Origin of the sequence: Amycolatopsis sp. NPDC049159 (assembly GCF_040648295.1) — a bacterium.
Lineage (GTDB): Bacteria > Actinomycetota > Actinomycetes > Mycobacteriales > Pseudonocardiaceae > Amycolatopsis > Amycolatopsis pretoriensis_A.
In genome coordinates this window covers 54,673-71,620 of sequence record NZ_JBEZDL010000017.1, presented here as the reverse complement: position 1 = coordinate 71,620, position 16,948 = coordinate 54,673, and the positions used below count along the sequence as shown (strand labels likewise).

Sequence of the window (16,948 nt, the reverse complement as noted above, 5' to 3'; positions counted from 1 at the left end):
AGGCCACATCGGGGCGCGCAGGCGGAGCAGGAGCGGCACGCCGTGGGGCGAGGTGGCGTTCCGTCTCGTGTCCGGTCTGCGTAGGGTGACCGCCTGTGAGCGGAACCCTCTCGCCCGCGACGGGACTTGATCGCGGACGGCGGCCTCGCCGGATCACCGTGCTGCTGCCGGTGTTCGGACTGATCGTGGTGGCCTTGTGCGGCCTGTTCCTGTTCGGCTTGGCCACCGCGCGGGTCGGGCCGCTCGCCGTCACCATCGGGGTGCTGGCCGCGCTCGTGCCGGTCGCCGGGGTCGTCGCCGGGTTCCTCTGGGTGGACCGGTGGGAGCCCGAGCCCGCGAAGTTCCTGCTGCTCGCCTTCGCCTGGGGCGCCTGCATCGCCACCATCACCGCGCTGCTCATCAACACCACCGCCGAAGCGGTCGGGGACGAGCTGCTCGGGTCCGGCAACGGCAACACGCTCGCCGCGCTCGTCTCGGCCCCCGTCGTCGAGGAGGCCGCCAAGGCGCTCTTCGTCGTGCTCATCGCCTGGCGCCGCTCCAGCGAGTTCGACGGCGTCGTGGACGGGGTCGTCTACGCCGGGTTCAGCGCCGCCGGGTTCGCCTTCACCGAGAACATCTACTACTTCGGCCGCGCGTTCGCCGACTACGGCTTCGGTGACGGGCACAGCCAGGGCGTCATCACGGCGTTCTTCCTGCGTGGCGTGCTCGCGCCGTTCACGCACCCGCTGTTCGCGGTGCTCACCGGCATCGGGATCGGCATCGCCGCGCGGACGACCACCAAGGCGCTCAAGGTCATCGCGCCGGTCGCCGGCTACCTGGCCGCCGTCTGCCTGCACGCGCTGTGGAACAGCGCCGCGCTGCTCGGCGGGTCGAAGTTCCTCACCGTCTACTTCCTGATCATGCTGCCGCTGTTCCTCGGCGTGGTCTACCTGGTCGTCCTGCAGCGACGGCGGGAGCAGCGGATCATCGCCACCGCGCTGCCGCACATGGCGTCGGCGCGCTGGATCGCGCCGTCGGAGGTCGATCTGCTGGCCAGCCTGCCCGGCCGCCGGGCTTGGCGGCGGCAGGCGAAGCGGCAGTCCGGGAAGCAAGCCGCGAGGGCCGTCGCCCTCTACCAGGCGAGCGTCACCGAGCTCGCCTTCCTCGACCGGCGTGAGCTGCGCAGCGACGCCGACCGGCAGCGCCAGCGCGAGCTGCTGCGCACGTTGAAGTCCGCTCGCGCGGAGGCGACGCGCCTCGCCGACGAGGCCGCCCGCGGGTGACCCGGTCCGGGTGAAGCTGGTCACCCGGGTTCAACGCGGCGCGCTCAATCGAGTTAGTCTCGCGCCGTTCGTCCGGTACCCGGAGCGGGACTGGAACGAGAGCAGAGGGAGTCTGCCAGCCATGAGCGTCCACAGGCGCACGCCATGATGAGGCCCGCCCGCCTCGCGGTCGGCGTCGTGTCCGCCGGCCGGGTGGGCAGTGTGCTCGGCGCCGCGCTGGCCCGGGCGGGGCACACCGTGGTGGCCGCGTCCGGCCTGTCCGCCGCGTCGCTGGCCAGGGCCGAACGCCTCCTCCCCGACGTGCCCATCCTGCCGCCCGACGAGACCGTCGGCCGGGCCGACCTGGTGCTGCTCGCCCTGCCCGACGACGCGCTGGCCGGGATGGTCCGCGGGCTCGTCGCCACGGGGTCGCTGCGGCCGGGGCAGATCGTCGTGCACACCTCCGGCGCGCAGGGCATCGACGTGCTGGCCCCCGCGGCCGAAGCCGGGGCGCTGCCGCTCGCGCTGCACCCGGTGATGACGTTCACCGGCCGCGAAGAGGACCTCGAACGGCTGGCGGCGTGCAGCATCGGCGTCACCGCGGCCGCGGACGACGAGGCGGCCTGGAACGTCGGCGAGGCGCTGGCGGTCGAGATGGGTGCCGAGCCGGTGCGCATCCCCGACTCCGCGCGAGCGCTCTACCACGCTGCGTTGACCCACGGCGCGAACCACCTGATGACGCTGGTCGCCGATTGCACGGAAGTCTTGCGGGAAGCGGGAATCGGGCATTCCGAACGCCTGGTGGCACCACTGCTTTCGGCGGCGTTGGATAATGTTCTCCGACACGGCGACCGCGCGCTCACCGGCCCGGTCGCGCGTGGCGATCTCGGCACCGTCCGCAAGCACCTCGCGGTGCTCGCGGACCGGGCGCCGGACGTGGCGCCGGCCTACCGGGCGCTGGCCAAGCGCACGGCAGCGCGTTCCGCGGCTGCCGGGCTGCTGGACACCGCGGCCGCCAAAGACCTCACCGAACTCCTCGACGATCCCGCCGAAGGGCACCAAGACCAGTGACCACACCGAAATTCAGCCGCGGCACCCTGAACGCGTTCACCTCGCCCGAGCAGATGAACCAGGTCAGCCGGGCCTTGCACGGCGTCAGCCGCAAGCTCGCGCTCGTGCCCACCATGGGCGCGCTGCACGCCGGGCACCGCGAGCTGATCCGCCGCGCGAAGCGGCTGCCGAACACCGTCGTGGCCACCTCGATCTTCGTCAACCCGCTGCAGTTCGGCGAGGGCGAGGACTTCGAGGCGTACCCGCGGCCGCTCGAGGCCGACCTGTCGGTGCTGCGCGAGGACGGCGTCGAAATCGCGTTCACCCCGAGCGCCGACGCCCTGTACGCCGAGGGCGCCGCCGTGACCGTGCACCCGGGCCCGCTCGGCGACGAGCTCGAGGGCGTAGTGCGGCCCGGCCACTTCGCCGGCGTGCTGACCGTCGTCGCGAAGCTGTTCAACCTGGTGCGCCCGGACTACGCGTTCTTCGGGGAGAAGGACTACCAGCAGCTGGTGCTGATCAAGCGGATGGTCCGGGACCTGAACATCGACACGCGCGTCATCGGCGTGCCGACCGTGCGGGAACGTGACGGGCTGGCGCTGTCGTCGCGCAACGTCTACCTGACGCCCGAGCAGCGTGAAGACGCCATCGTCCTGTCGGCCGCCCTCACCGCGGGGGCGTTCGTCGGCCGGGACGGGGCCGACGCGGTCCTCGAGACCGCGTGGAAGACCCTCGCCGCGCGGCCGGCGGTCGAGGTGGATTACCTGGAGTTGAGGGGAACCGACCTCGGGCCCGCGCCCGTCGACGGTGAGGCACGACTGTTGATCGCGGCCCGGGTGGGGAGTACCCGGCTGATCGACAACGTTCCGGTGCTGCTCGGCGCGGCTGTCGAGCACCCGAAGCGGCTGGACGCAGGGGAATAGGAGTCCACGATGTACCGCACGATGCTCAAGTCGAAGATCCACCGCGTCACCGTGACCCAGGCCGACCTGCACTACGTCGGTTCGGTGACGGTCGACGAAGACCTGATGGAGGCCGCGGACCTGCTGCCGGGCGAACAGGTGTCCATTGTGGACGTCACCAACGGCGCCCGGCTGGAGACCTACGTCATCAAGGGTGAACGCGGCAGCGGCGTGCTCGGCATCAACGGTGCCGCGGCGCACCTGGTGCACCCGGGTGACCTGGTCATCCTCATCTCGTACGGCCAGATGGACAACGCCGAGGCCGCGACGTACGAACCGCGCGTGGTGTTCGTGGACGCGGACAACCGGATCGTCCACCGGCACAGCGACCCCGGCTACGCGCCGGAGGGTTCGGGCCTGCTGTCCGGCACGGTGACGCTGCCGGACGACGAGACGGCGATCTTCCCGGTCGCGGAGACGGCGGACGCCCGCCGCCTCGACGCGTTGCTGCACGCGGAAAGCTGACCCGCTTGCTGCTCACCGTCGACGTCGGCAACACGAACATCGTCCTGGGGCTTTGGTCCGGTCAGTCGCTCGTGGGCGACTGGCGCATGCGCACGGACGCGCGCATGACGGCCGACGAGCTGGCGTTGACGGTGCGCGGCCTGCTGGGCCCGCACGCGGATGCGGTGACGGGCATCAGCGCGCTGTCGACGGTGCCCGCGGTGCTGCGCGAACTGCGCGTGATGCTTTCGCGGTACTACGCCGGCGTGCCGAAGATCGTGGTGGAGCCGGGTGTCCGCACGGGTGTCCCGCTGCTGGTGGACAACCCGAAGGAGGTGGGCGCGGACCGGCTGGCGAACACGCTGGCCGCGCACCACCTCCACAGCGGCACGGCGTGCGTGGTGGTCGACTTCGGCACGTCGACCAACGTGGACGCGATTTCCGCGCGCGGCGAGTTCCTGGGCGGCGCGTTCGCGCCGGGCATCGAGATTTCGGTGGACGCACTGGCGTTGCGCGCGGCGGCGCTGCGGAAGGTCGAGCTGGTGCCGCCGCGGTCGGTGATCGGGAAGAACACCGTGGAGTGCCTGCAGTCGGGCATCCTGTACGGGTTCGCGGGGCAGGTGGACGGCCTGGTGAAGCGGATCGTGCGCGAGCTTTCGCCCGGCGGCGCGGAACCGGTGGCGGTGCTGGCGACGGGCGGGCTGGCACCGCTGGTGCTCGAGGAGTCGGAGACGATCACGGACCACGTGCCGGACCTGACTTTGCTCGGGCTGCGGCTGGTTTACGAGCGGAACATCCGCCCCTGACGCGCGGTTGTCCACAACTCGGGTGGGCTGTGGACAACCGGGCTGCAGTCGCGCTTTCCCGGCTTGTGACCGGAGGTGGCCGGGCTCAACGACCGCCCCCGCGAAACCTTCGATTGGGTGGGGCCGCCCGAACGCGTGACACACTTGCCGGCCCGGCGCAGCCAGAGGTTCCTGCGGAAGCCGGCTTCACCGCGTCGGCGCCCGAGACCCGGGATACGCCAGCGCCGAGATCTGCGTCAGCCAGTACAACGACGCCAGCGCGGCCCCCGCGTCGAGCCCGGCCCGAGCCGACGACGGCCGCCACAGCTGCCACAAGCTGGTGGCGCCCAGCGCCAGTCCCAGGCTCATCGTCTGCCCGTTGTGGAACTTCGCGTGCGGCGGCCAAGCCGGGTTGTACACGTGGGTCTCGTTCCAGTCGGCGCGGTACGGGCCCACCGCCGTCACCAGTGAGGTCAGCGAGATCAGGGCTCGCCCCAACGATTTCCTGCTCATCCCGCCAGTATCGAACCTCCAGCTTGATCGAGGTCAATGCAGCAGTTTCAGCCCGACCACGCCCGCCACGATCAGCGCCAGGCAGGTGATCCGCGCCGTCGTCGCCGGGTCGCCGAGGGCGAGCATGCCGTACGCCGCCGTGCCGAGCGTGCCGATGCCGACCCAGATCGCGTAACCCGTGCCCAGCGGGATTTCGCGCAGTGCGTACGCCAGGCCGCCCATGCTCAGTGCGAGCGCGAGGGCGAACACCACCGTGGGAACCGGGCGGGAGAACCCCTTGGCCGCGCCGAGCGCGGCCGCCCAGATCGTTTCGAACACGCCGGACAGGACAAGGACGAGCCAAGACATGACGAGCCTTTCGCAGTGTGGGGAACCACTGCGCCGTCTTGTCCGCACCGGGTACGACGCGCTCGTCCGGGGCCGGCCGCGGGTGCGGGGGCCACTTCCGAAGCTAGCACGCCGGAAAGCTAGCGGCGGCGGGCGCGCAGGCCCCACGTGACCAGCGGGAGGTCGAACTCACCTTTCGCCGTCGCCGGGTTCGCGGCGAGGAACTCGCGAAGGCGCGTCAGGAGCGCTGACGACTCCGCCGGGTCCGAGACGATCACGAGGGAATAGGTCGCGATCGTTTCCACGAGGCTCTCTGCGGTCCGCCGTTGCACATGGTGAAACCGTTCGTCGTCGAACGGCTCGAAGGCCGGGTGCGCCACCGCGCGCAAATCGTCGGTCGACGCCGGCTTGCGGGCGCCGTCGCGGCCCAGTTCGGTGAACTCGGCCACCCACGGCACCGATTCGTCTTCGTAGTTCCACATCGGCACCAGCACGCCACCGGGACGCAGCACGCGGCCGATCTCGGTCATCGCCGCCGGTACGTCGAACCAATGGAACGCCTGGCCGACGAATACCGCGTCGACCTCGGCGTCGGGTACCGGGATCCGTTCCGCCCGGCCGGCCAGTGACGTCGCCGACGGCACCCGGCGCGCCAGTTCCGCGCGCATTTCCGGGTCGGGTTCGACCGCGGTGACGTCGAGGCCGAGCTCGGTGAGGCCGAGGGTGAGTTTGCCCGTTCCGGCGCCGAGATCGAGCACCCGCCGCGGGGTTCCGGTGGCGCCGGAAAGGCCCCACTCGATCGCTGCCCGCGGGTAATCGGGCCGGTGCTCGGCGTACGCGGCCGCTCGGCTGCCGAAGGAAGAAGCCCGGCGGGCGCGTGTGGGATCACTCACCGGGCCAGGTTAATGGAGGGAAAGTAAAGGTAATCCGGTTGGCGTAGCGCGCGGCGGGGTTCGTACCCTATGGGCCATGACCGAAAACCCCGCTTCCACCAGCGACCCCGCCGAAGACGAACTGCCGGAGCAGATGCGGGTGCGCCGGGAGAAGCGCGACCGGATCCTCGCCGAAGGCATCGATCCCTACCCGGTCGAGGTACCCCGCACGCACTCGCTCGCCGAAGTGCGCGCGGCGCATTCCGGGCTGCCCGTCGACACCGCCACCGGGCAGCAGGTCGGCGTCACCGGCCGGGTCATGTTCCTGCGCAACACGGGCAAACTGTGCTTCGCCAGCCTCCGCGAGGGCGACGGCACCGAGCTGCAGGCGATGATCAGCCTGGCGAAGGTCGGCGAAGACGCGCTGGCCGCGTGGAAGGCCGACGTCGACCTCGGCGACCACGTGTTCGTGCAGGGTGAGGTCATCACGTCCAAGCGCGGCGAGCTCTCCGTGATGGCCGACGGCTGGCGCCTCACGTCGAAGGCGCTGCGCCCGCTGCCCAACGCGCACAAGGAACTCGCCGAGGAAACGCGGATCCGCCAGCGCTACGTCGACCTCATCATGCGCCCGCGCGCGCGGGACGTCGTGCGCACCCGCGCCGGCGTGGTCCGGTCGCTGCGGGAGTCGTTCCACCGCCGCGGGTTCACCGAGGTCGAGACGCCGATGCTGCAGACGCTGCACGGCGGCGCCGCGGCCCGCCCGTTCGTCACCCGGTCGAACGCCTTCGACATGGAGCTGTTCCTGCGCATCGCGCCGGAGCTCTACCTCAAGCGCTGCGTCGTCGGCGGCATCGAAAAGGTCTTCGAGATCAACCGCAACTTCCGGAACGAGGGCAGCGACTCTTCGCACTCGCCGGAGTTCGCGATGCTCGAGTACTACGAGGCCTACGCGACTTACGACACGAACGCCGTGATGACGCGGGAGCTGATCCAGGAGGCCGCGCAGGCCGTGCTGGACAGCCAGGTCGTCACGCTGCCCGACGGTTCGGAGTACGACCTCTCCGGCGAATGGACCACACTCGGAATGTACGAGTCGTTGTCCGATTCACTCGGTGAAGAGGTGACGCCGGAGACGCCCGCCGCCAAACTGCACGGATTCGCGCAGGCCAGGGGCCTCGAAGTGGACCCGAAGCTCGGGCACGGGAAGCTCGTCGAGGAACTGTGGGAACACCTCGTCGGAGATCACCTGCACGCACCGACGTTTGTCCGTGATTTTCCGCTGGAGACGTCGCCATTGACGAGGCAGCACCGCTCGCGGGCCGGTGTCGCCGAGAAGTGGGACCTCTACGTGCGCGGATTCGAACTCGCCACCGGATACTCCGAGCTGGTCGATCCGGTCGTCGAACGGGAACGGCTCACCGAACAGTCGCTGCTGGCCGCGCAGGGTGATAGCGAAGCCATGCGGCTGGACGAGGATTTCCTGCGGGCCCTGGAGTACGGAATGCCGCCGAGCGGCGGCGTCGGAATGGGGATCGACCGGCTCCTCATGGCGCTGACCGGTCTGGGTATCCGGGAGACGATCCTCTTCCCGCTCGTGCGACCTGAATAACCCGCCCGTGTGAGGATAGCGGTCGGTTATCGCATAGAGATTTGCGCTGCACTCCCGGAGCGGGTACTAATGTTCTAGACAAAGTCTTCTGTCCCCGGGGCTCGCCCCGTCACCAGATCATTGAGTAAGCCCCGCAGGAGGAAACAGATGGCGCAGAAGGTGCTCGTCTCGCTGGTGGACGACCTGGACGGCAGCGAGGCCGAAGAGACCGTCGAGTTCGGTTTGGACGGCGTCAGCTACCAGATCGATCTCTCCTCGGAAAACGCCGAGGAGCTGCGGGACGCCCTCGCCCAGTACGTCGAGCACGCGCGGCGCGCGGGTGGCCGCAAGCGCGCCACCGTGCGTCCGGTCTCCGGCAAGGGATCGGCGCGCCCGGCCGCGGTCGACCGCGAGCAGAACCAGGCCATTCGCGCTTGGGCGCGCAAGAACGGTTACGCCGTTTCGGACCGGGGCCGGATCCCCTCCGAGGTCGTCGAGGCCTACCACAAGAAGAACTGAGGAACGTTCACACCGGTGCGGGTGGTCGCGGGTCGCTGACCAGCGGTGACCCCCGCGCCGGTTCGACGGAATCCCTCGAAGCGGGCTTTCCAGCGGTGGCCGCCGGGCGAATTCGCCCGGCGGCTTTCTTCATGTCCGATCTCTGTCCGGTTCGGGCGCGCGAGCCGTTCGGGTGTAGTCGGCGGGCGACTGGCCGGTCACGGTCCGGAAATCGCGGATGAAGTGCGACTGGTCGCTATAGCCCAGTCGAACCGCCAGTCCGGCGTAATCCGGCTCTCCTTCCGTGACCAACCGCTGCGCAGCGTCGTTGAGCCGGTATATCCGGATCGCCCACTTGGGCGGGCAGCCGACGTGTTCGGCGAACAACCGCTGGATGGACCGGGTGGTTAGTCCAGTATCCGCGCACAGTTGCACCACCCGGGTAATTCCCGGATCACGCGCGATTGATTCCACCGCCTCGGCCGCCTGTCGCGCGGCCGGGGACAGGCGTACCGGATTTGCGATCAGCAAGTTGTCGATCGCACGGACCATTTGTGCGTCGCCGGCCGCCGCGCGCACCGATTCCGCGGCCGGGATCGCCGCCGGCCCGAAAACGTCCCTGAGCGGGACGGATCGGTCGGCGATGTCACTCACCGGGCCGTCGAGGAACACGCGGAAGCAGCCGGGCCGGAAACGCACGCCCAAGCCCTGCACGCGTCCCGACAAGCGGTGTGAAAAGACGTCGCGCGACGGGCCGTACACGCCGGACGCGCCGGGGAAGAACGTCGCGTGCACCGAGAGGTTGGGCAATACCCGCTGCTCGTGGGGTGGTTCGCCGCGCCGGTCCCAGCGCAGGACCCAGTGGTATTCGACGAAATCCGCCAGCTCCGGGGCGGGCGGGTGTCTCGTCAGCGTGAACATCGTGCGCGCGGTGGCCTCGGCCACGATGCCGCGCGGGATCCGGTGCGCCACGGTCACCACGGTAGCTGTCGCGTTCGTCCAAGACGGGGAAGCGGGCACCCGCTTGGCTCTCCGGCATGACTGCCGAGCTGCTGCGGCCCGCCGCGAGCGAATTCCTCCGGGTCGCCACCGCCGTGACCGACTTGACCGCGCCGACGCCGTGCGCCGGGTACGCCGTGCGCGGGCTGCTGAACCACCTCTTGTTCTGGGGCCCGTGGCTGCTGGCCGCGGGGCGCCGCGAGGACCCGCCTCCCGGCGGCGCCGAGGCGGAGGCGGCGCTGGTCGGCGAAGACTGGCGCGCGGCGCTGGAGAAGCAGGCCGAGACGCTCGTCGACGTCTTCGGCACGCCGTCGGCGTGGACCGGCGTGACGGCGCTCGGGACGACGCGGCTGCCCGCCTCGGTGGTCGGCGACATGGTGCTGGGCGAGTTCGTGCTGCACGGCTGGGACCTGGCCCGGGCGAGCGGCCAGGAGCTCGCTGTCGCGCCTGAAGCGGCGACAGCGGTGTACGAGTCCGCGGTGCTGATGGGTGCGCAGGCGCGCTCGATGGGCGTCTACGGGCCCGAGGTCGAGGTGCCGGCGGCCGCGCCGGCGTTCGACCGGGCACTGGGTGCGTCGGGCCGCGACCCGTCCTGGACGCCCTGAGCCCGCGGCGAGCAGGTGCGCGGGCACCCGTCGCACTCCGGCTCGGCCGGGAGCAGGTAGGAGAAGCAGCAGCTCTCGCGGCGCCGCGTCCACTCGCGGTGGCCGTCCGGGCCCTCCGCCAGGCGCAACGTCGACGCCGACGTCAGCGGCGGGTAGCGCGCGTCGAGGACCAGTGCCGCGTCGGCGACGCCCGCGCCCTCCGCTTCCGCGGTCCCGCCCTGGCGGCCCGCCCACCACAGCGAGTTCTCCAGCGCGTCGGTCGCCGCCGCCCAGAGCATCCGCTTGCCGAGCCTGCTGACCGGCGCGTACGCCTGGACGAACTGGGCGGCGTGAGCCAGGTAACGCGCTCGCAGGACGGCCGCCAGCGCGCGCTCGTCGCGCACCACGGTGGCCTCCGGGCGGGCGGAACCGGGGTCGGTGGGCAGGCAGTGGAACGCGTCACCCAGCACGGCCATGCCGTCGGGGTGCGGGCGGTCGTCGGCCAGCCGGAACGCCAGCTCCGCCGGCTTCAGCGACGGCACCCGCCGCTCGTGGTGCAGCAGCAGCGCGCCGACGTAGGCCGGCACGTGCAGGTACCACGTCATGACCCAGCTGGCCGTGGTCCGCGGCGGGGTCGCGTCGTGCTCGCGCAGCAGCCAGTCGCCGAGGAGGCCGCGCCACTCGGCGAAGTACGCGGGGGTCTCCAGCAGCTCCGAGCAGCGGATCCAGCCCGCCGGGACGTCCCGGCGCAGTTCGGTGCGCTCCTGGCGGCCGGAGACCCGCCGCAACGACGACGCGAGGCCGTCTCCGACCTCGCGTGCGTCACGGAAGGACCGCTGGTGGTTCAACCGCGGCCCTCCTCGCAGGCGTAGTGGATTAGGCGTGCCTAACCTTACAGGCAGACGGCGGCTGCGCCAATCGGGTGGCGGGGTGATCCGGCACTCCCAGGTTGCGGACTGTTCGCGGTGAGCGGACACCGCGCGGATGGCGGAATCCGGATGGCCCTCCGCACGTTGGGCTTGACGTAAAGGTGCAGGGCAGCACGAAGATGGAAGTGCCCGGGAGATGCCACGTCCGGGTGCGGAAAAGGCCACTGTCAGCCGTAGTGGTACGCCAGCGCGACGACTTGGCTACTAGAGTGGTCTCACGGTGCTGAATCCATCGCGGTGAAAGCACGATGGAAACGGGCCGCCGGCGCAGCAGTCGAGGGAGTGCACATGTTTGAGAGGTTCACCGACCGCGCGAGGCGGGTGGTCGTTCTGGCTCAAGAAGAAGCCAGGATGCTCAACCACAACTACATCGGCACCGAGCACATCCTCCTGGGTCTGATCCACGAGGGTGAGGGTGTCGCCGCCAAGGCGCTGGAGTCGCTGGGCATCGCCCTGGAGGGCGTGCGCCAGCAGGTCGAAGAGATCATCGGCCAGGGCCAGCAGGCGCCGAGCGGGCACATCCCGTTCACGCCGCGCGCCAAGAAGGTGCTGGAGCTGTCGCTGCGCGAAGCGCTGCAGCTCGGCCACAACTACATCGGCACCGAGCACATCCTGCTGGGCCTGATCCGCGAGGGCGAAGGCGTCGCCGCGCAGGTGCTGGTCAAGCTGGGTGCGGACCTCAACCGGGTCCGCCAGCAGGTGCTGCAGCTGCTCTCGGGCTACCAGGGCGGCAAGGAGTCCACCGAAACCGGTTCCGGCCGCGGTGAGGGCACCCCGTCGTCGTCGCTGGTCCTCGACCAGTTCGGCCGCAACATGACCGTGCTCGCCCGCGAGGGCAAGCTCGACCCGGTCATCGGGCGCGGCAAGGAGATCGAGCGGGTCATGCAGGTGCTGTCCCGCCGGACCAAGAACAACCCGGTGCTCATCGGCGAGCCCGGCGTCGGCAAGACCGCCGTCGTCGAAGGCCTCGCGCAGAGCATCGTCAAGGGCGAGGTGCCCGAGACGCTCAAGGACAAGCAGCTCTACACGCTGGACCTGGGCTCCCTGGTCGCCGGCTCCCGCTACCGCGGTGACTTCGAAGAGCGCCTGAAGAAGGTGCTCAAGGAGATCAAGACCCGCGGCGACATCATCCTGTTCATCGACGAGCTGCACACGCTGGTCGGGGCGGGTGCCGCCGAGGGCGCGATCGACGCGGCTTCGATCCTGAAGCCGATGCTCGCCCGCGGTGAGCTGCAGACGATCGGCGCGACCACGCTCGAGGAGTACCGCAAGTACATCGAGAAGGACGCCGCCCTCGAGCGCCGGTTCCAGCCGATCCAGGTCGGCGAGCCGTCGCTGGAGCACACGATCGAGATCCTCAAGGGCCTGCGCGACCGGTACGAGGCGCACCACCGCGTCTCGATCACCGACTCGGCGCTGGTCGCCGCCGCGACCCTGGCGGACCGGTACATCAACGACCGGTTCCTCCCGGACAAGGCGATCGACCTGATCGACGAGGCCGGCGCCCGGATGCGCATCCGCCGGATGACCGCGCCGCCGGACCTGCGCGAGTTCGACGAGAAGATCGCGAACGTCCGCCGCGACAAGGAGTCCGCGATCGACGCGCAGGACTTCGAGCGCGCCGCCCGCCTGCGTGACGAGGAGAAGACCCTCCTCGGCCAGAAGGGCGAGCGGGAGAAGCAGTGGAAGGACGGCGACCTCGACGTCGTCGCCGAGGTCGACGACGAGCAGATCGCGGAGGTGCTGGCCAACTGGACCGGCATCCCGGTGTTCAAGCTGACCGAGGAGGAGACCACCCGGCTGCTGCGCATGGAGGACGAACTCCACAAGCGCATCATCGGCCAGGAGGACGCGGTCAAGGCCGTCTCGCAGGCGATCCGCCGTACGCGTGCCGGTCTGAAGGACCCGAAGCGCCCGTCGGGCTCGTTCATCTTCGCCGGCCCGTCCGGTGTCGGTAAGACCGAGCTGTCGAAGGCGCTGGCGGCGTTCCTGTTCGGCGAGGACGACGCGCTCATCCAGATCGACATGGGCGAGTTCCACGACCGCTACACCGCTTCGCGGCTCTTCGGTGCCCCTCCGGGCTACGTGGGCTACGAAGAGGGCGGCCAGCTGACGGAGAAGGTGCGTCGCAAGCCGTTCTCGGTGGTCCTGTTCGACGAGATCGAGAAGGCGCACCAGGAGATCTACAACACGCTCCTGCAGGTGCTGGAAGACGGCCGCCTGACCGACGGTCAGGGTCGCACGGTCGACTTCAAGAACACGGTCCTCATCTTCACGTCCAACCTGGGCACGTCGGACATCTCGAAGTCCGTCTCCCTCGGGTTCGCCGGTGCCAACGACACCACGAACCGGTACGAGAAGATGAAGCAGAAGGTCAACGAGGAAATGAAGAAGCATTTCCGCCCGGAGTTCCTGAACCGGATCGATGACATCATCGTGTTCCACCAGCTGACGCAGGAACAGATCATCATGATGGTCGACCTGATGATCGGCCGCGTGGAGACGCAGCTGCGCGCCAAGGACATGGAGCTGGAGCTGACCGAGAAGGCCAAGTCCCTCCTGGCCAAGCGCGGCTTCGACCCGGTGCTGGGCGCCCGGCCGCTGCGCCGCACGATCCAGCGCGAGATCGAGGACCAGCTGTCGGAGAAGATCCTGTTCGGCGAGGTCGAGGCGGGCCAGATCATCCTGGTCGACGTCGAAGGCTGGAGCGGCAACCCGGAGGACAAGGACGACCAGGCCAAGTTCACCTTCCGCGGTGAGCGCCGGCCGTCCTCGATCCCGGACGCCCCGCCGGTCAGCATCGGCGCGGGCCACGAGGAGCAGAGCGGCGAAGCCGAAGCCGAGTGATCGGGCTTTAGCTGCGACGTAGGAAGGGCGGTTCCCCTTGAGGGGGGAGCCGCCCTTTCTTGTGTGCTCGCCCGGGAGGGTCCTGGTCTCGGGACAGCCGCTGGTCGACCGGAACATCCCCGTCGCGGAGCTGCGGTTTCGCGCTCACCTGAGTCACGGAGCGGAGGGCTGACGCGATGAGCCGATCCTGGAAGGCCGTGAAGGCGGACAAGGCCGCCATCGACCGGGACGCCGGCCGGGACGTCGGGGGTGCTCGGGCCGCCGCGCGCGAAGCCACCGAGGCGTTCGTGCTCGGGTTCCGCCTGGCTCAGCTCCGCGAGGACGCCGGCCTCAGCCAGACCGAGCTCGCCAAGCGCATGGGCGTCAGCCAGCCGAGGATCAGTCAGCTCGAGCAGGGGGACCCCGGGCAGATGGAGCTGGACACCCTGCGGCGCTACATCTCGGCTCTCGGCGGCCGGCTGCGCGTGTCGCGGACTTCGACGACCACGACGTCACCGTCTCCGCTCCCGAGGCCGGGGCCTGAGCCGCTTCCTCCGCCCGTGAGACGATGCCCGCGGGCCTTGGGAGGGGAATCCGCGTGGATGTGCTGGCGATCGACTTCGGGACGTCCAGCACCGTCGGAGTGCTCTCCGGCGCCGGGCACGGCCCGCGGGCCGTCGAGGTCGATGGGGCCGCCACCATGGCCTCCGCTGTTTTCCTCAACGATGACGGGCTGCTCGTCGTCGGCCGGGAAGCCGAGCGGCGGGCGCGGCTGGATCCCAGCCGGTTCGAAGCCAATCCCAAGCGCCGCATCGACGAAGGCTCGCTGAGGCTCGGCGACACCGATGTCCCGGTCACCGACGCCTTCGCCGCCGTTCTGCGGCGGATGCGGGAAGAAGCCGAACGGCTCCTGCAGCGGCCCGCCGGGCAGACGCGGATCTCGCACCCCGCCGGGTGGGGGGCCGCGCGGCAGGAGGCCATCAGGACCGCTGCCGGTAAAGCCGGGCTCGCCGATGTGCGGCTCATTCCCGAACCCGTCGCCGCCGCCGCGCACTACGCGAGTCTCGGGCACTCCGGGAACGGGCCGATCGGGGTCTACGACCTCGGGGCCGGGACCTTCGACTGCGCCGTCGTCGGGGTGAACCGCCAGGGGTTCGCCGTGCTCGCCGAGGACGGGCTGCCGGATCTCGGGAGCCTCGACATCGACCAGGCGCTGCTCGTGCACATCGGACGCGCGGTGTCGCACGCCGATCCCGCGCAGTGGCAACGGCTGCTGCGGCCGCAGACCACCGCCGACCGGCGGGCGCGGCGGGCGCTCCTGCAAGACGTCCGCGACGCCAAGGAAAGCCTCTCCCGGCACGCGCAGACCCACGTCCCCATGCCCGAGCCGTTCGGGGACGTCCTCGTCAGCCGGGACGAGCTCGAAGCGCTCGTGCGGCCCAGCCTGCTGCGCAGCGCCGAACTGCTCGGGACGACGATCCGCCGCGCCGGGCTGAGCCCCGGGCAGCTCGCCGGGATCCACCTCGTCGGCGGGCCGAGCCGGATGCCGTTGCTGGCAACGCTGCTCGGGCGGCAGCTCGGGGTCACGCCGACCACGCAGGACCGGCCCGAGACGGCCGTCGCCTTCGGGCTGCACCACGTTCCGCTCGACACGTCGGACCTCACCGTGCCCGCGTTCGCGCCCGTCCGGCCGCCGGTGCCGCCGCCGCGGCCCCAGCCGTGGCAGCAGCAAGCCCTCCGGCCACCGCCGCGGTACGCGCCACAACCGGAACCGCCGCGCAAGCGGTGGTGGTCGCGGTGACCAGTCCACAGTGGAGCTTCACCAGGCTTGCTCGAACCGCATGCCCTTGCCGTAGTAGTCGTCGTCCGGCACCGGCCCGGACGGCGGGGGTGCCGCGGCCGGCGCTTCCGACGACCGGTCCTTGAGCACGGTGCTGTCCGCCGCACGGGGAACAGCGGGCGGCGCGACCGGAACCGGCGCCGGCTCGAACTGCACCCGCCAGCGCAGCCGGTCCATCAGGTAGCCGCCGCTGCCCAGCGGCGCCAGCAGCTGCCCGGTCCGCTTCGCCGACTCGCGCTGCGCTTCGACGTACGTCCGCAGGACGGCGTCCGCGATCTCGGCGGGCGACATCCCCGAGACGGCGTCGCTCAGCCGCAGCCGGGTCAGCACGCCGTCGGTGTTGACCGCCAGCGAAACCGCGCCGTCGTCGGACGTTGCCGTCGCCGAGAGCGCGGACAGCTCGGCCAGCAGGGCATCGCGGTCCGGGCCGTCAGCCACCCGGTCTCCCGGCGTGCGTGGCGCCGCTGGACACCTGGCCGTCGGGCGCGATGTCGACGTTCGCGTCGCGGACGTTCTTCTCCGTCTGCCGCGAAGTGTGGTCGGTCTCGAAGTTCGACGGGTCGAAGTTCGCACCCGGGCTGACGTCCGGCGCGTCCGGGATCTTCGGCAGGTCGACGGCCTCGTCACCGATGCGGTCGGCCAACGTCCGAGCCGCGTCTTCGGCGCCGCCGCGGATCTTGCCCGCGCTTTCGGCGAAGCTCTGGTACAGGTCGAACGCGTTGTCGCCGGTGATCTCCGCCTGGTTGGCCACGACGGCGGTGATCGCGCCGCCGGCGGCGTTCCCGGCGATCAGCGCCCCGTTGGCGGCGGTGAACATCGACGCGCCCGCCACCGCGCCCGCGCCGGCGGTCGCCACGGTCAGCAAACCGGTGACCGCGCCCGCGAACGTCGCCGCCAGCACCTTCGACATCGCCGCTTCGCGCTTGCGCTCCTGCGACTTCTGGTAGTCCTCGGCCGTCTGCTTGAACGTCGAGCCGAGGTTGTTCAGGTCCTGCCGGGCCGAAGCGATCGCTTCGCGCGCCGCGACGATGTCGCTCTCCAGCACCGTGATCTTGGTTTCGACCTCGGTGAAAGCGTCGGCGAGCTCGTTCAGGTACGCCTTGACGGCGTTCGCCGCGGAGCCGCGCCAGACGTCGAGGAACTGCCGGGCGTCGTCGAGCTTCGGCTTCGAGTCGCGCTGCAGCGCCTTCCAGACGGCGTCGTGCTTCATGATCAGGCTCTGCAGGCCCTCGGCCGACTCGTGGTCGATGTCGGCGTCGGAGAACTCGCGGTAGACGCCCGCGGTCTCGTCCTGCATCTGCTTGAACCCGGAGTCGTCGCTGCCCATGCCGAAGATCCAGTCGGTCACCCGCAGGATCTCGAGCGCGTCGAGGGCGTCGTTCGCGCCTTCCTCCAGGTCCTCCGAAATGCCCACGAGCAGTTCCGCGCGGCGGTCGTCGCCGTTCGACATCGGCTGGGCGTCGAGCCCGGAGTCGAAGTAGCCGTCCACG

Annotated in this window: 16 protein-coding genes, 2 pseudogenes and 1 riboswitch; of the genes and pseudogenes, 11 read left to right on the top strand and 7 right to left on the bottom strand. The window is 70.5% G+C overall.

Annotated elements, in window-relative coordinates; translation table 11 throughout:
• Positions 1-158: 158 nt before the first annotated feature.
• From AB0B33_RS29190 to AB0B33_RS29170, 5 genes are all read left to right on the top strand, one after another.
• Positions 159-1,262, top strand: coding sequence for a PrsW family intramembrane metalloprotease (locus tag AB0B33_RS29190; protein WP_360777730.1), 1,104 nt, complete (start codon positions 159-161; stop codon positions 1,260-1,262).
• 144 nt (positions 1,263-1,406) lie between these two features.
• Positions 1,407-2,312 carry a DUF2520 domain-containing protein gene (locus tag AB0B33_RS29185; RefSeq protein WP_247017447.1) on the top strand — a complete coding sequence of 302 codons (906 nt, stop codon included), beginning with the start codon at positions 1,407-1,409 and terminating at the stop codon, positions 2,310-2,312.
• Positions 2,309-3,214 (top strand): pantoate--beta-alanine ligase, encoded by a 906-nt coding sequence (gene panC, locus AB0B33_RS29180; RefSeq protein ID WP_360777472.1) that lies wholly within the window; start codon positions 2,309-2,311, stop codon positions 3,212-3,214. The genes AB0B33_RS29185 and panC overlap by 4 nt, the downstream gene beginning before the upstream one ends.
• Positions 3,215-3,223: 9 nt before the next feature.
• A complete protein-coding gene (gene panD, locus AB0B33_RS29175) occupies positions 3,224-3,718 on the top strand; it encodes an aspartate 1-decarboxylase (protein ID WP_247017451.1) in 495 nt (164 codons plus the stop codon).
• 5 nt (positions 3,719-3,723) lie between these two features.
• Positions 3,724-4,503 (top strand): type III pantothenate kinase, encoded by a 780-nt coding sequence (locus AB0B33_RS29170; RefSeq protein WP_360777470.1) that lies wholly within the window; start codon positions 3,724-3,726, stop codon positions 4,501-4,503.
• Positions 4,504-4,689: 186 nt separating this feature from the next.
• Here the strand turns inward: AB0B33_RS29170 and AB0B33_RS29165 are convergent, their stop codons facing one another.
• The 3 genes from AB0B33_RS29165 to AB0B33_RS29155 all read right to left on the bottom strand — a co-directional run bounded on the left by AB0B33_RS29165 (position 4,690) and on the right by AB0B33_RS29155 (position 6,215).
• Positions 4,690-4,995: a DUF6640 family protein gene (locus tag AB0B33_RS29165; RefSeq protein WP_360777468.1), complete on the bottom strand. Its 306-nt coding sequence runs from the start codon at positions 4,993-4,995 to the stop codon at positions 4,690-4,692.
• Between the two features lie 33 nt (positions 4,996-5,028).
• Positions 5,029-5,343, bottom strand: coding sequence for an SMR family transporter (locus AB0B33_RS29160; RefSeq protein WP_360777466.1), 315 nt, complete (start codon positions 5,341-5,343; stop codon positions 5,029-5,031).
• A 27-nt stretch (positions 5,344-5,370) separates the two neighbouring features.
• Positions 5,371-5,441: riboswitch (guanidine-III (ykkC-III) riboswitch) on the bottom strand.
• Positions 5,442-5,462: 21 nt separating this feature from the next.
• Positions 5,463-6,215, bottom strand: coding sequence for a class I SAM-dependent methyltransferase (locus AB0B33_RS29155; RefSeq protein ID WP_360777465.1), 753 nt, complete (start codon positions 6,213-6,215; stop codon positions 5,463-5,465).
• Between the two features lie 76 nt (positions 6,216-6,291).
• Here AB0B33_RS29155 and lysS point away from each other — a divergent pair, with 76 nt between their 5' ends.
• Positions 6,292-7,803, top strand: coding sequence for a lysine--tRNA ligase (lysS, locus tag AB0B33_RS29150; RefSeq protein WP_360777463.1), 1,512 nt, complete (start codon positions 6,292-6,294; stop codon positions 7,801-7,803).
• A 147-nt stretch (positions 7,804-7,950) separates the two neighbouring features.
• Entirely contained in the window at positions 7,951-8,301 is a 351-nt protein-coding gene (locus AB0B33_RS29145; protein ID WP_247017463.1) for an Lsr2 family protein, read from the top strand.
• Positions 8,302-8,430: 129 nt separating this feature from the next.
• Here AB0B33_RS29145 and AB0B33_RS29140 read toward each other — a convergent pair whose 3' ends face one another.
• Positions 8,431-9,252, bottom strand: a complete 822-nt coding sequence (locus AB0B33_RS29140) for a helix-turn-helix domain-containing protein (protein ID WP_360777460.1) — start codon at positions 9,250-9,252, stop codon at positions 8,431-8,433.
• 65 nt (positions 9,253-9,317) lie between these two features.
• Here AB0B33_RS29140 and AB0B33_RS29135 point away from each other — a divergent pair, with 65 nt between their 5' ends.
• Positions 9,318-9,884, top strand: a complete 567-nt coding sequence (locus AB0B33_RS29135; protein ID WP_360777458.1) for a TIGR03086 family metal-binding protein — start codon at positions 9,318-9,320, stop codon at positions 9,882-9,884.
• Here the strand turns inward: AB0B33_RS29135 and AB0B33_RS29130 are convergent.
• A complete protein-coding gene (locus tag AB0B33_RS29130; protein WP_360777456.1) occupies positions 9,794-10,711 on the bottom strand; it encodes a (2Fe-2S)-binding protein in 918 nt (305 codons plus the stop codon). The two genes, AB0B33_RS29135 and AB0B33_RS29130, sit on opposite strands and share 91 nt — an antisense overlap.
• 369 nt (positions 10,712-11,080) lie before the next feature.
• On the opposite strand from AB0B33_RS29130, the gene AB0B33_RS29125 reads away from it, so the two are divergent.
• The 3 genes and pseudogenes from AB0B33_RS29125 to AB0B33_RS29115 all read left to right on the top strand — a co-directional run.
• A complete protein-coding gene (locus tag AB0B33_RS29125) occupies positions 11,081-13,639 on the top strand; it encodes an ATP-dependent Clp protease ATP-binding subunit (protein WP_360777454.1) in 2,559 nt (852 codons plus the stop codon).
• Positions 13,640-13,815: 176 nt separating this feature from the next.
• Positions 13,816-14,046, top strand: a pseudogene (locus AB0B33_RS29120) (helix-turn-helix transcriptional regulator); the annotation flags it as partial.
• 170 nt (positions 14,047-14,216) lie between these two features.
• Positions 14,217-15,407, top strand: a pseudogene (locus tag AB0B33_RS29115) (Hsp70 family protein); the annotation flags it as partial.
• Between the two features lie 30 nt (positions 15,408-15,437).
• Here AB0B33_RS29115 and AB0B33_RS29110 read toward each other — a convergent pair.
• Together AB0B33_RS29110 and AB0B33_RS29105 are read right to left on the bottom strand one after the other, a co-directional pair.
• Entirely contained in the window at positions 15,438-15,896 is a 459-nt protein-coding gene (locus AB0B33_RS29110) for a YbaB/EbfC family nucleoid-associated protein (protein ID WP_360777452.1), read from the bottom strand.
• The gene (locus AB0B33_RS29105) at positions 15,889-16,947 is read right to left on the bottom strand and encodes a hypothetical protein (RefSeq protein WP_360777450.1); all 1,059 of its coding nucleotides are present in this window, start codon (positions 16,945-16,947) and stop codon (positions 15,889-15,891) included. The genes AB0B33_RS29110 and AB0B33_RS29105 overlap by 8 nt, the downstream gene beginning before the upstream one ends.
• Between the last annotated feature and the right edge of the window lies 1 nt (position 16,948).

Excerpts from the sequence above, each read along its gene's own strand:
- AB0B33_RS29185 (WP_247017447.1), top strand. The coding sequence starts at position 1,407 with ATGATGAGGCCCGCCCGCCTCGCGGTCGGCGTCGTGTCCGCCGGCCGG.
- panD (WP_247017451.1), top strand. The coding sequence starts at position 3,224 with ATGTACCGCACGATGCTCAAGTCGAAGATCCACCGCGTCACCGTGACC.
- AB0B33_RS29165 (WP_360777468.1), bottom strand. The coding sequence starts at position 4,995 with ATGAGCAGGAAATCGTTGGGGCGAGCCCTGATCTCGCTGACCTCACTG.
- AB0B33_RS29160 (WP_360777466.1), bottom strand. The coding sequence starts at position 5,343 with ATGTCTTGGCTCGTCCTTGTCCTGTCCGGCGTGTTCGAAACGATCTGG.
- lysS (WP_360777463.1), top strand. The coding sequence starts at position 6,292 with ATGACCGAAAACCCCGCTTCCACCAGCGACCCCGCCGAAGACGAACTG.
- AB0B33_RS29145 (WP_247017463.1), top strand. The coding sequence starts at position 7,951 with ATGGCGCAGAAGGTGCTCGTCTCGCTGGTGGACGACCTGGACGGCAGC.
- AB0B33_RS29135 (WP_360777458.1), top strand. The coding sequence starts at position 9,318 with ATGACTGCCGAGCTGCTGCGGCCCGCCGCGAGCGAATTCCTCCGGGTC.
- AB0B33_RS29125 (WP_360777454.1), top strand. The coding sequence starts at position 11,081 with ATGTTTGAGAGGTTCACCGACCGCGCGAGGCGGGTGGTCGTTCTGGCT.